The 11,408-nt window shown below is 71.6% G+C and carries 12 protein-coding genes; 3 read left to right on the forward strand and 9 right to left on the reverse strand.

The window, feature by feature from the left end:
* Window positions 1-173: 173 nt before the first annotated feature.
* Window positions 174-1,136, reverse strand: a complete 963-nt coding sequence (locus tag OG361_RS16010) for a helix-turn-helix domain-containing protein (RefSeq protein WP_405854117.1) — start codon at window positions 1,134-1,136, stop codon at window positions 174-176.
* A gap of 405 nt (window positions 1,137-1,541) precedes the next feature.
* Window positions 1,542-1,937: a VOC family protein gene (locus tag OG361_RS16015; RefSeq protein WP_384564946.1), complete on the reverse strand. Its 396-nt coding sequence runs from the start codon at window positions 1,935-1,937 to the stop codon at window positions 1,542-1,544.
* 139 nt (window positions 1,938-2,076) lie between these two features.
* Here OG361_RS16015 and OG361_RS16020 point away from each other — a divergent pair, with 139 nt between their 5' ends.
* Both OG361_RS16020 and OG361_RS16025 read left to right on the forward strand, forming a co-directional pair.
* Window positions 2,077-2,874, forward strand: coding sequence for an ArsR/SmtB family transcription factor (locus tag OG361_RS16020; RefSeq protein ID WP_405862272.1), 798 nt, complete (start codon window positions 2,077-2,079; stop codon window positions 2,872-2,874).
* Complete coding sequence (locus OG361_RS16025; protein WP_405854119.1) at window positions 2,867-3,400, forward strand: hypothetical protein; 534 nt, start codon at window positions 2,867-2,869, stop codon at window positions 3,398-3,400. The genes OG361_RS16020 and OG361_RS16025 overlap by 8 nt, the downstream gene beginning before the upstream one ends.
* A gap of 101 nt (window positions 3,401-3,501) precedes the next feature.
* On the opposite strand, the gene OG361_RS16030 is transcribed toward OG361_RS16025, so the two are convergent.
* From OG361_RS16030 to OG361_RS16045, 4 genes are all read right to left on the reverse strand, one after another.
* Window positions 3,502-3,909, reverse strand: coding sequence for a hypothetical protein (locus OG361_RS16030; protein WP_405854121.1), 408 nt, complete (start codon window positions 3,907-3,909; stop codon window positions 3,502-3,504).
* 122 nt (window positions 3,910-4,031) lie between these two features.
* Window positions 4,032-5,675: a protein kinase domain-containing protein gene (locus tag OG361_RS16035; RefSeq protein WP_405854123.1), complete on the reverse strand. Its 1,644-nt coding sequence runs from the start codon at window positions 5,673-5,675 to the stop codon at window positions 4,032-4,034.
* Between the two features lies 1 nt (window position 5,676).
* Window positions 5,677-6,258 carry a hypothetical protein gene (locus OG361_RS16040; protein WP_405854125.1) on the reverse strand — a complete coding sequence of 194 codons (582 nt, stop codon included), beginning with the start codon at window positions 6,256-6,258 and terminating at the stop codon, window positions 5,677-5,679.
* Window positions 6,259-6,400: 142 nt separating this feature from the next.
* Window positions 6,401-8,479 carry an N-6 DNA methylase gene (locus tag OG361_RS16045; RefSeq protein ID WP_405854127.1) on the reverse strand — a complete coding sequence of 693 codons (2,079 nt, stop codon included), beginning with the start codon at window positions 8,477-8,479 and terminating at the stop codon, window positions 6,401-6,403.
* Window positions 8,480-8,610: 131 nt separating this feature from the next.
* Here OG361_RS16045 and OG361_RS16050 point away from each other — a divergent pair, with 131 nt between their 5' ends.
* Window positions 8,611-9,312 carry a hypothetical protein gene (locus OG361_RS16050; RefSeq protein ID WP_405854129.1) on the forward strand — a complete coding sequence of 234 codons (702 nt, stop codon included), beginning with the start codon at window positions 8,611-8,613 and terminating at the stop codon, window positions 9,310-9,312.
* On the opposite strand, the gene OG361_RS16055 is transcribed toward OG361_RS16050, so the two are convergent.
* The 3 genes from OG361_RS16055 to OG361_RS16065 form a co-directional block, all read right to left on the reverse strand.
* Entirely contained in the window at window positions 9,299-10,081 is a 783-nt protein-coding gene (locus tag OG361_RS16055) for a suppressor of fused domain protein (RefSeq protein WP_405862274.1), read from the reverse strand. The two genes, OG361_RS16050 and OG361_RS16055, sit on opposite strands and share 14 nt — an antisense overlap.
* 97 nt (window positions 10,082-10,178) lie before the next feature.
* Window positions 10,179-10,862: a hypothetical protein gene (locus tag OG361_RS16060; protein WP_405854130.1), complete on the reverse strand. Its 684-nt coding sequence runs from the start codon at window positions 10,860-10,862 to the stop codon at window positions 10,179-10,181.
* On the reverse strand, window positions 10,859-11,356 hold the full coding sequence (locus tag OG361_RS16065; RefSeq protein ID WP_405854132.1) for a hypothetical protein: 498 nt from the start codon (window positions 11,354-11,356) through the stop codon (window positions 10,859-10,861). Before OG361_RS16065 ends, OG361_RS16060 begins: the two co-directional genes overlap by 4 nt.
* Between the last annotated feature and the right edge of the window lie 52 nt (window positions 11,357-11,408).

Consider the following 11,408-nt stretch of genomic DNA (forward strand, 5'->3'; position numbering starts at 1 on the left):
CCCGCTCGATCATCACCGCTCTGGCCAGAATGCAGTGGCCTGAACGGCAGTGCAGCATGGTTTCGCACCCGGCGTGGCGCCGGATGCTCTCCTGCGGCGGATCAGCGCCTGAACCGCCGGTCAGATGCCGTGACGAATCCCCACGCGGGTGGAGCCGTACGCCCGGGAACACCTCATGCCGCACGCTCCCTCGACAGTGTGAGGCAGTCGGGGCATTGGCCTGGTTCCGGGGCGCGGAAGGCCGTTTCGTCGCAGGTCACGCAGAACTGGATCGGGTGCGGGGCCGTCGCCCGGGGCCGTGCGGGCAGGGGTGGCGGCAGGAGGGTGGTCAGGCGGTGGGAGAGGAGGCCCGCCGGGCGTTGGAGGGTCACCGGGAGCGAGGCCGTCAGGGTGCGGACGACGGCCTCCGGGTCCGCGCCCCGGGCGAACCAGGCGTCGACGGCCGGGGCCAGGGTCTGGATGTCCCGTACCGACAGCAGCAGGCGCGGATCCGTGAGGCGCAGCCCGGCGAGCAGCTCGGCGGCCTGCCCCTGCGGCAGACGCCCGGTCTCGTTCCGTACGGTCGCGGGGGCCGGGGCGGGGGCGGTGGTCGGGGCGGTGGTCGGGGCCGGTGCCGGGGCCGAGGGGGCCGCCGGGGCCGGGGCCGGAGCGGGTCCCGGGGCGGGCTCCGGGGCGGGCTTCGGGAGGCCGTCGGGGTCCGGGTCGGGGTCCGGGTCCGGGTCGGGGTCGGGGTCGGGGTCGGGCTTCGGGAGGCCGTCGGGGTCCGGGTCGGGGTCCGGGTCGGGCTTCGGGGCTCGCAGCGCGCCCGGGTTGTTGTACGAGAACGTCTCCGTCGTGATCCGGCCGTCGGGGAGGCGTACGCGCACCCGCTTCAGGTAGCCGTGGGCCTCCAGTTCGCGGAGGGCGCCGGCGATGCGGAGCTCCCCCTCCGGGACTTTTCCAGCCAGCGACTTGATGCCGACCGGGGTACCGGCGGGCAGCGACTGGATGTACAGGCCAAGGCCCCTCGCGGTCAGCGAGAGGTGGTTGTCCTGCGCGAAGTGGTTGCCGACGACCACGCAGCCCGTCGTGAGGGGGACGTTGACGTGGATGACGCCCCTGCGGGAATCGGGCGCGCTAAAGTGCTGGCTATCCATCGGGAAGGGATCTCTTCCTCGTTGGTCAGGCCCTCGATCGGGATTGCGAGTCCCGGCCGGGGGCCGAACTGTTTTCTGTTGGGGTCGCCGCGAGCATATGCCAGGCAACCGGCCTCAGATCCAGCCCAGTTGGCAGAGTTCGCTCGTGTGGGTGACGACCCCCTCAGGGTGACCACCGGGGGATGGGAAGGGTGGGGTTGGTACTTGCCCTGGTACTTAAAGGACGTCGTGAGCGACCGCGTCGCGGGCCCCCGGGGACCGGCGTGAGGAGCTGCCCGGGAGCGCGAACGGACCGGCGCGAGGAGCCGCCCGGGAGCGTGAAGGGGCCGGCGTGAGGAGCCGCCCGGGAACGTGAAGGGGCCGGGTCTCGGGATTCCACGACCCGGCCCCTTCGCGCTTCCGCCGCTATCGCGCGTACGGCGTCGTCATGATCTCCATGTTGTGGCCGTCCGGGTCGTCGAAATACGCGCCCCGGCCGCCGAAGTGCCCGTTCACCTTGCCCGGCTCGGTGTGCGCGGGGTCGGCGAAGTACGTCACACCGGCCGCCTCCAGGCGCTCGATCATCGCGTCGAAGCTCTCCTCGGGGACGAGGAACGCGTAGTGCTGCTGCTGGATCGGCTCGTCCTTCGACTCGTAGTAGTCGAGGGTCACGCCGTTGGAGAGGTCGACGGGGAGGAACGGGCCGAGGGGGGCGCCGACCTCCAGGCCGAGGATGTCGGCGAGGAAGTGGGCCGAGAGGGACCGGTCGTAGGAGCGGACGATGGTGTGGTTCAGCTGGACAGCGCCGGAAGGAGACGTCATCCGACCGACCGTAGGCGGCCTCTCGGTGGAGGGCCAGGGGGGATACGCGGGGACGCGTCCGCTTTCGGCCACCCGCTGCGCTTGACGATATGCAGGTAACTACCTGCATAATCGAAGTGTGGCCCTCGAAGCGAGAGAGGTGGACGCGGTCTTCAAAGCGCTGGCCGACCCCACCCGACGACTCCTCCTCGACCGTCTGCGCGAGCACAACGGCCAGACGCTCCGCGATCTCTGCGAGCACCTGGACATGGCACGCCAGTCGGCGACCCAGCATCTCGACGTCCTCGGCCAGGCCGGACTCGTGACCGTCGTCCGGCGCGGACGCGAACGGCTCCACTACCTCAATCCCGCACCGATCCACGAGATCGAGGAACGCTGGATCTCGGGGTTCGACAGGCCCCGTCTGCTCGCCCTCAGCTCCATCAAGCACCAGGCAGAGGAGTACGCCATGACGACCGAAGCAGCCGCACCCGGCACCGTGCCGACCTACGTCTACGTCACCTACATCCGCGCCGGCGCCGAGCAGGTGTGGCAGGCGCTGACCGACGCCGACCTGACCGCCCGCTACTGGGCGCACGCCAACGTGTCGGACTGGAAGCCCGGCTCCGACTGGGAGCACCGGCGCGTCGACGGATCGGGCGCCGTCGACGTCGTCGGCCGGGTGATCGCCGCCGAGCCGCCGCACCGTCTCGTCATCACCTTCGACGACTCGCACGACACCGAGAAGCCGGGCGGACCGTCGGTGGTGACCTTCCTCGTCGAGCCGCACGAGGACATCGTCCGGCTCACCGTGACCCACGAGAACCTGCCCAACACGGAGATGCTCAACGGGATCTCGCTCGGCTGGCCGGCCGTGCTCTCCAACCTCAAGTCGCTCCTCGAGACCGGCGAGGTCCTGCCGCAGGCGCCGTGGGAGATGTTCCCCTCCCATGCCTGAGTCCCTGCGCGAGGCGTACCGCGCCCTGCTCGACGCCGCCGCCACCGTGGCCGATGCCGGAGCCCTCCCCGTACCGCCCGAAGGCGAATGGGACGCCGACCGGATCCTGGCGCACGTCTCGCTCGTCACCGCCACCACCCTCGCCGCCGTCTCCGCCGTCGCCTCGGGCGTGGCGGCGACGTACGACAACCGCGTCGCGCACGACATCTGGACGCTCGACCGCGTCGTCGAGCTCGCCGGTGGCGGCCCGGGGCTCCGCGAGCGCATCCGCGTCCAGGGCGAGGCCCTGTGCGCGCTCGGGGGCGGACCGGCGCTGAGCGCGGCCGAGCTCGACACCCCCGTGCCCACCCTGCTGCTGTCCCACGACACGCTCATGGTCGACGGGCCCGTGCCGCTGCGGGACCTGGTCGCCGGGCTCGCCGAGGCCGAGCTCCCCGGACACGCGAAGCAGCTCCTGGACCTCCTGGAACTTCCGGACCTCCCGGACCTCCCGGACCTCCCGGCGGACGGCGCCGGGGGCGCGTGACACGAGCCGGGAGGCGCGACACGGACCGGGGCGCGTGACACGAAGAAGGGCCGGAACCCCCCGTGGGTTCCGGCCCTTCTTCGAGCGTCGCGTCGGCGAGGTTACTTCGCGGGGACCGGCGTCAGGCAGAGCACGAACTTGTCCGACTTCAGCTGCTGCGCGAGCGCCGCGAACTCCTCGCCGCACTTGTTCACGTCGAAGGTGTTGTCGATGACCTTCTCGACCTTGAACAGGTCGGCCTTCCCGGAGGCGCAGTCGACGGTGTCGACCTTCGGGTCGTTGTCCGGACCGGTCACCGTGACGCACTCGCCCGCTTCCGCGTGCACCGGCGCCTCACCCGTGAGGTACGGAACGCCGAACTTCCACGCGAGGACGGCCACGATCGCGACGAGGACGCCGCCGACCTTCCTGAGGATCTTCTTCCCCTTCGAGGGGGCCGCGGGGGCCTCCGGAGCGGCGGGGGCGGCGGGCTGCTGCTCGGGGGTGAGCGGCGCGGACGGCGTCGTCATTGAGGATTCCTTGGGGGACGCGGACATGATCAGACGCGAACGTTACATGCGCCAAAACGCGCAAAAAGGATCAGGAAGATCCACTTCCCGATGAGATGCCGAGTCGTGACCCTGCCGCTCCGTCAGGAACGCTGCCCCAGCTGCCGCTGGTGCTCCAGCGCCCTCCGCAACTCCACCGGAAGCGGGTGATAGGGGCCGTACGCGCGCTCGGCGTCGAACAGCAGCCGCTGGAGCTGCTCCTGACCGGCCGCATGCTCCCCGGTCGCCAGGTGCAGCAGCCCGATCCGGTGCCTTATGTCGAAGGACCTGGCCGGGTCGGGCCCCTGCTCGTAGAAGGGCAGGACCGCCCGGAACTCCGCGAGCGCGGCGGCCGTCTCGCCCAACTGCTCCAGACACAGGCCCGCGTCGAACCGGAACTGGAGGGTCTGCGGGTCCGCGGGACCCGCCTCCGCGTCGCGGTCCGCCGCGAGACGGCGCAACTCCGGGAGCGCGCGGCGGTACTGGCCGTCGTCCATCAGCGTCGACGCGTACTGCTTGCGCAGGATGTGGACGACCGGCGACCGCTCGCCGTGCTCGGCCGCGGCGGCGGGCAGGATGCCGCCGAGGATGTCGACGGCCTGCGTGAGCGAACCCTCCCCGAGCAGCCGCTTGACCTCGTCGACGGCGGCGGCGACATCCGGCCGGGGCGCGGGCACGGGCACGGGAGGGGGCGTCCCGTACGTCCGGGGATCGGCGGTCCGGGGATCGACGGGCGGCGGTGTCCGCCCAGGCACGTGTGCGGGTACGGGTACGGGGACGGGCACGGGCACGGTGGGGGTGGGCACGGGGACGGTGGGGGCGGCGGGTGCCGTGCTCCGGTCCGGCCAGGGCGCGTGCGGGCGCAGGAACGGCCTGGTCGGATCCATCGGACCCGGCGCCGGGGCGCCGAGCGCGGGCAGCAGCGGAAGCAGGTGCTCGTACACCTCCTGCGCACCGGACGGCCGGTCGCGCGGGTCCTTGGCGAGCAGCCGCAGCACGAGCGCTTCGAGCGCCTCGGGAACCTCGGGCCGCACCTGCCGGATCGGCCGCGGCGGCTCGTACAGATGGCGGTGCAGCACGCCGAGCGCGGTCGAGCCGGAGAAGGGCACGTCCCCGCTGAGGAGTTCATGGAGCAGGGCGCCGAGCGCGTACAGATCGGTGTACGGGCCGACGGCGCCGCCCATGGCCTGCTCGGGTGCCATGTACGCCGGGCTGCCGATGGGCGAACCGGTGTGGGTGAGGCGGGTGGTGTCCGTGTCCAGGACGGAGGCGACGCCGAGGTCGAGGACGGTGACGGTGCCGTCGGGGCGGACCATCACGTTCCGCGGCTTGAGGTCGCGGTGGACGATCGGCACCGCGTGCACGGCGGCGAGTACCGCGCACAGCTGCGCGGCGACGCAGACGGCCCACTGCCAGGGGTACGGGTCGTTCTCTGCCAGGTGGTCGGCGAGGTCCGCGCCGTCCACGTACTGCATGACGAGGTACAGGTCGTCGCCGTCGCTGCCCGCGTCGTGCACGGTCACCAGACCCGGGTGGTCGACCTGCGCCGTCACCCGGCACTCGCGCACGAACCGGCGCCGCAGCTCCTCGGCCGCGGTCGCGGGCCCGGCGATGCCGGCGGGCCGGAGCAGCTTGACCGCGACCCGGCGGTCGAGCCGCCCGTCGTACGCCGTCCAGACCTGGCCCATGCCGCCCTGCCCGATGACGGTGGCGAGGTCGTAACGCCCGCCGATGACACGTGCGTTCACCTCACTTGCCGTCTTCCCGGTCGGTCCCGCGCAGTAGGTCGCTCAGCTCGTCGAGCTCGGCACGGACCTGCTCGATACGAGGCGCGGTGGGTGGCTGAGCGGGCACTGGAGCGGCGCAGATGTACGGGGCGGGGGCCCCGCTCGGCGTCGTCGTGACGGGGGCGCCGTCCGGCCCGTACACGTACCCGAGCGGTCGGTACGGGGGCGGGGGCGGGGGCGGCGCCATGAGCACGATCGGCGCGGGCTGGTGGTGGCGGATGTCGACCACGAGGAAGTAGGCGGTCACGGCGGCCATCTGCACGAGCAGCCCCGCCATCCCGACATCGGAGATCCAGTGGTCGGCGAAGCTCTGCTCCAGCGTCACGAGACAGGCGATGTTCAGGACCAACTGGCCCCAGAACAGCGCCCAGTCACGCCGCCCGCGCCGCATGATCGCGATGCGGAGCATGGCGATCCATGAGAAGAACCCGAAGGTGAGGACGGTCAGGGCCGTGATGAGCACACGGACCGTGATCACAGCGGCGGAGGGGCCGTTCCGCGACGGTGTGGGCGTGGGTGTGGGTGTGGACACCTGGCCGTACATGCGAAGCTCCCCCCGGACGAATGATCAGGGTACGAGGGTATAAGGCACCCCCACCGCCCGTCCCCCCTCAGCCCATCCCCCACCGCCCGTCCCCCCTCAGCCCATCCGCCTCAGCCCGTCCCCCTCGGCCCGTCCCCCCCCCTCACTCCGGTTGGACGCTGCCGTCCGCCAGGCCGTCGTACAGCCCCTGGACGAGCTGCTCGCCCAGCCGTGACGCGAGCCGCAGCGCCTCCTCGAACTCGGCGAGGGCCCGGAAGTGGGCGCCGTGGCGCCGCTGGTCGGCGAGCGGGAGCCGGGGCAGCTGGAGACGGCGGACGTCGAGCCGGGTCGCGGTGGAGGCGAAGCTGCTGGCCTGCCGGTTGTTGGCGGTGCCGCGGAGGAACCCGGCGAGGAACCAGGGGTCGAGGGCGGCCGGATCGGGGCGCAGCAGCTGGAGGCTGCGGCCGAGGGCCGCTCCCGCCGTGGCCGCGTCCACGACCCGCGCGGTGGAGCCTCCGCCGAGGACGGGGACGACGACATCGCCCTCGGCGACGAGGACGGGCTCCTCGGCCGCGCCGTCGGGGAGGGTGCCGGAGGGCGCGCCGCCCGACAGCACGTCGTACTCGGTGAGGACGGGGACGGGGGCGGTGCCGGAGGCGGCCGCGCCCGGGCCGCCGGTGCGGAGCTGGAGGGCGCCCGTGCGGGCCAGTTCACCGACGGTGGTGAGGGGGCGGGGTCCGGGGCGCGCGGCTACGGGGGTGGGGGCGAGGCCCAGGGTGCGGCGGAGGGTCTCGTCCAGGCGGTCGCGTACGGCGGCGAGTTCGGGCGCGGTGCCGCCGGCGGCGGGGGCGGCCAGATAGCGGGCGGGCGCGAGGTCGACCTCGTCGTCGAGCAGCTCGACGACGGGGACGGAACGGGCGACGGACTCCTCGCCCCGGCCGGCCCAGGCGTCGAGGACGGCGGCCTGGAGGACGGTCCAGGGCAGTTTGTCCCGGCCGGCGTCCGGGACGAGACCGGCGGTGTCGACGAACAGGGCCTCCGCCGGGGGGCGGTGGTCGGAGCCGGGGCGGACGAGGACCCAGAGGTGGAGCGGGATGCCGTACGGGGGCGCGGCCCCGGCCGGCAGGGCGATCACGGCTCGCAGCGCGCCGCGGCGCAGGAGGTCGGCGCGGATGCGGCGGCCCGAGCGGCGGGAGGCGACGGCGGGGGGCATGAGGAGGACGGCGGTGCCCCCGTCGCGGAGGCGGGCGAGGGCGTGCTGCACCCAGGCCAGTTCGGATTCCGTACGGGCGGGGAAGCCGTACTCCCAGCGCGGGTCGTAGGCGAGCTCGTCGTGGCCCCAGGCCCGCTCGTTGAACGGAGGGTGGCAGAGGACCGTGTCCGCCGCCAGGCCGGGGAAGGCGTCGGCGCGGAGCGTGTCGCCGACGGCCGAGCGGATGTCGGCGTCGCCGTGCAGGGCGAGGCGCAGGGCGGTGAGCGCCGCGAGATCGGGGTCGGCGTCCTGTGCGTACAGGGCGGTCGGGTCCGGGACGGCGGACAGCAGGCCGCCGGTGCCGGAGGCGGGGTCGAGGACGGTGCCGGCGGGGGCTCCGGTCGCCGCCGCGGCGGCGAGTGCGGCCATCAGCTCGGCGAGCGGGGGCGGGGTCAGCGTGTACTGGCGCGGGTTGGCGTCCAGGTGGCGGCCGAGGAGGAACTCGAAGGCCTGGCGGGCGCCGCCGAGCTCGCCGGCCAGCTCGGCGGCGGCCCGGAAGAGCGGGGCGGCGGCGAGCATGTCGGCGTGGGCGGGGGTGTGAACAGCGCGGACCGGGCCGAAGCGGACGGTGAGGACCTCTTCGAGCGCGGTGGACAGGACTCCCGCGAGCCGGTCGTCGGGGAGCGCGGCGAGCCCGGGCCAGGCGGCGGGGCGCTCGCGGAGGAGGAGCAGGACGCATCCGGTGTGCACGAGGCCGGCGACGGTGCCGGCAGGGTGGCCGGAGAGCTGCTGCCAGAGTCGCTCGCGCAGGGGGACTTCGGCGAGTTTTCCCTGGTCGCGAAGCCACTGCTCGACGTCGGTGAGGGAGAAGGAAGGGCTGGTCTCGGTCCCGCCCACCGGCTTGGGGAAGTCGGCGTGGCGCCGCCGCCAGTTGCTGACGGCGGCCCGGCCGACCCCTGCCAGCCGGGCGATTCCGGCGGCGGTGACCTCTGTCGCGCTCTCTTCGGGCACCTGTCCGTCTCCCCTCGTACGACTGTGAACACCGAGCATACCGATCAACCCGGTTCACGGCGTGAGCAGACTCGAATCTCGTGAACGGTGTTGACTCGGTTCACAAGCTCTGCTGTGATTACTCCATCGGAACACGGAGTCCCCACAGCGCCACGGAAGGTGCCACAGCCATGTCTCAGCAGCAGCGCAACTGGTTCGCCCGTCACAAGCTCCTCACCGCCACCGGCGCGATCGTCGCCGTCGTCGTGATCGGCGCCGCGATGGGCGGGGGCGGCGACGGCGACTCCCCCACGACCGGCTCGAAGCAGGAGCAGCCGGCGAAGCAGGGCGGCGACAAGAAGGCCCCGGAGCCCAAGGCCCCCGAGAAGAAGGCCGTCACGATCGACGGCGACGGCGACTTCGAAGTGGGCGCCGACGTGAAGCCCGGCCTCTACCGCACCACGGGCAACGAGGACGCCATGTGCTACTGGGAGCGCGCCAAGAGCGCCTCCGGCGAGCCCGAGTCGATCCTCGCCAACGACAACGTCACGGGCACCAGCTACGTGGAGATCAAGACGACGGACAAGCTCTTCAAGTCCTCGGGCTGCAACGAGTGGGAGGCCGTCGACCCGAAGGCCACCGGCACGCCGAAGACCACGCTCAAGGGCAAGGGCGGCATGTTCAAGGTGGGCGTCGACATCGCCCCCGGCACGTACAAGTCCACGGGCAACAAGGACGCGAGCTGCTACTGGGAGCGCTCGAAGGACGCGAGCCACGGCATGGACTCGATCCTCGCCAACGACAACGCGACGGGCACGGCGATCGTGAAGGTCACGGCCAAGGACGGCTACTTCAAGTCCTCGGACTGCGGCGACTGGGTCAAGACCTCCTGACCCGGCGGCCGCCGCGCCCCGAAGAAGGAGGCCGCGACCCCTGAGGGGTCGCGGCCTCAGTCGTCAGCGCAATGCCGAGTTCAGCGCCGAGAGGTACTCGGCGCCCTTCTCGCGGGATTCCGTGACCGGCCCCGATGATCGGGGCGAACCGGGCGATCGCCCATCGCGCATGCCGGATTCTCGCCGCCCGACTGCTGGGCAGTGCCATCTCCGAACGGCTCAGGTCGAGCAAGTCGGGGTCTTGGCGGACGAGCTCCTGCTCGAATGCCTCCCACCCCTCCTCTTCGACGAATTCGGCCTCGCGGTTCCCGATGGGCACCAGCCAGACGATGGCGGCGTCGGACCCGTTCTCCAGAACGACCGAAGCGAATGCTTCGTCGAAGTAGACCGGGATGGCCGCGTACAGCGCGGTCATCGAGCCGCCGGGAGTCAGCGGCATCGGCAGACGCAGGACGTCGCCCCGCAGTACCGCCTGCCCGCTGGAGATCAGACGCCCGGCCACATACTCCAGCACTCCGGAGAACGGCCCCATCTCATCGCCGGGAACCGGTCGGTTACACCCCAGAAGTTCAAGGTGCAGGTGCCGCCCCGTTCGGGATGCCAGCGGAGTCCGGTGCAGTCCGATGGTGGCGAACGACTGAACGCCTGCCAGGACCCCTCCGGTGAAATAGCCCACCTCAGGAGCCCCCGCGGGGGTTTGCTCGCCGGCCGACCAGGCCCCTTCGAGCCCACCCAGCCGTGCTTCGAAATGGTCTACCAGCACAGCCATGATGCGCACCGACCGTCCTCTCCGTCCTGATGAGGATATGAGGACAGGGTGTGCCCGTCCTGGGCACACCCTGTCTGTTCAGCTCAACCGATCCCGGCTACTCGGCGACCCCGAGAGATCTCAGCGTCTCGTAGGCCTCCAGCCGCTCGGCGAAGTTCGCCGAGCGGCGCGGGGCCACGGCGACGATCGAATCGAACGGCGACTCGTCGAACCGCTCGAGAGCGATCTGCCCGAAGAGCGGAAGGCCCTTGACGTCAACGCCGGCGAGCCGGTCCCGGTGCAGCAGGAACTGCGTCTCCGGATCCCGTCGCACCAGATGCCCGGGGACGTAATACAGATCGGCCTCGGAGAACTCCGCCTCGGTGATGTCGAGCGCCCAGTCGGTCGCCGGATCGGCCTCCGCGTAGTACTGCTCGGCAGCCGCCACGAAGGCCGCCCGGACATCCTCGGACAGTCCGAAGTTCGGCGACGTCGCCATCAGCGGGCCGATCCGCCCGCGCAGGGTGACGCGTCGGAACAGGCAGCCCGTCAGGTGCGTCAGCGACGACAGTGCAAGCCCGTCCACGCGTACGTCCTCGAACCGGACCCCGTCCACGACACACCGCTTCGCGGAGAGCTTCTCCGCGACGACGTCCCGCACCACGAGCCCGAACCCGGGGTCGCCGAACTGGGCCAGCGTGCAACCGTTGAACTCGCAGCCCACGAGCTCCACGTCCGCGAGCTCACGGCCCGAGCCGACGAGCTTCCGCCCGCGGACCACACAGGCGAGGGGCGGCTTCACGAGATACCGCAGATCTCCCTGATCAACGCAAGCTGCTCGTCGACGGCCCTGCGACAGTAGGCGTTCGCACGCTCGTCCTCGACATCGATGATCGGACCCAGCGCCGCGTAGGAAAGCACCGATTCATAGAAGGAAGAGAGGGTCTCCACGATCTCCTCCTCGTCCCGCCCGATGAGGAAACCGGCGTACTGGGCGACGCCCTGGCTCAACGAGGCAGCCGTGAACGGAGCCTTGCTGTCGTTCCAGTCGTAGCCCTCCAGGAACGGCTCCCGCCGCTCCGCCGTGAATTCCGCGAATTCCCGGACAGACCGGAACTCTTCCAGGCCGTGGCGGTAGAAGGCGACCGTCTCCTTGTCGAAAAGGTCGCCCAAGGGCCGCCCGAAGACTTCCAGCGTCGCCTCGAATGCCTTCAGTCCAAGAATCCGCAAGGAATCGGCCGAGCATTCCATAAGGTCATCCGCGAGTCGGCCGACCTCGACATCCCAAAGTGTCATCTATTCCTCACCGCTGAAAAGGGGAACGACGAAAAAACAGGGGCGCACCCCG

Source organism: Streptomyces sp. NBC_00090, assembly GCF_045160815.1.
Classification (GTDB): Bacteria; Actinomycetota; Actinomycetes; order Streptomycetales; family Streptomycetaceae; genus Streptomyces.

Excerpts from the sequence above, each read along its gene's own strand:
- OG361_RS16040 (WP_405854125.1), bottom strand. The coding sequence starts at position 6,258 with ATGTACGGCCAGGTGTCCACACCCACACCCACGCCCACACCGTCGCGG.
- OG361_RS16045 (WP_405854127.1), bottom strand. The coding sequence starts at position 8,479 with ATGCTCGGTGTTCACAGTCGTACGAGGGGAGACGGACAGGTGCCCGAA.
- OG361_RS16030 (WP_405854121.1), bottom strand. The coding sequence starts at position 3,909 with ATGACGACGCCGTCCGCGCCGCTCACCCCCGAGCAGCAGCCCGCCGCC.
- OG361_RS16010 (WP_405854117.1), bottom strand. The coding sequence starts at position 1,136 with ATGGATAGCCAGCACTTTAGCGCGCCCGATTCCCGCAGGGGCGTCATC.
- OG361_RS16055 (WP_405862274.1), bottom strand. The coding sequence starts at position 10,081 with ATGGCTGTGCTGGTAGACCATTTCGAAGCACGGCTGGGTGGGCTCGAA.
- OG361_RS16025 (WP_405854119.1), top strand. The coding sequence starts at position 2,867 with ATGCCTGAGTCCCTGCGCGAGGCGTACCGCGCCCTGCTCGACGCCGCC.
- OG361_RS16015 (WP_384564946.1), bottom strand. The coding sequence starts at position 1,937 with ATGACGTCTCCTTCCGGCGCTGTCCAGCTGAACCACACCATCGTCCGC.
- OG361_RS16065 (WP_405854132.1), bottom strand. The coding sequence starts at position 11,356 with ATGACACTTTGGGATGTCGAGGTCGGCCGACTCGCGGATGACCTTATG.
- OG361_RS16050 (WP_405854129.1), top strand. The coding sequence starts at position 8,611 with ATGTCTCAGCAGCAGCGCAACTGGTTCGCCCGTCACAAGCTCCTCACC.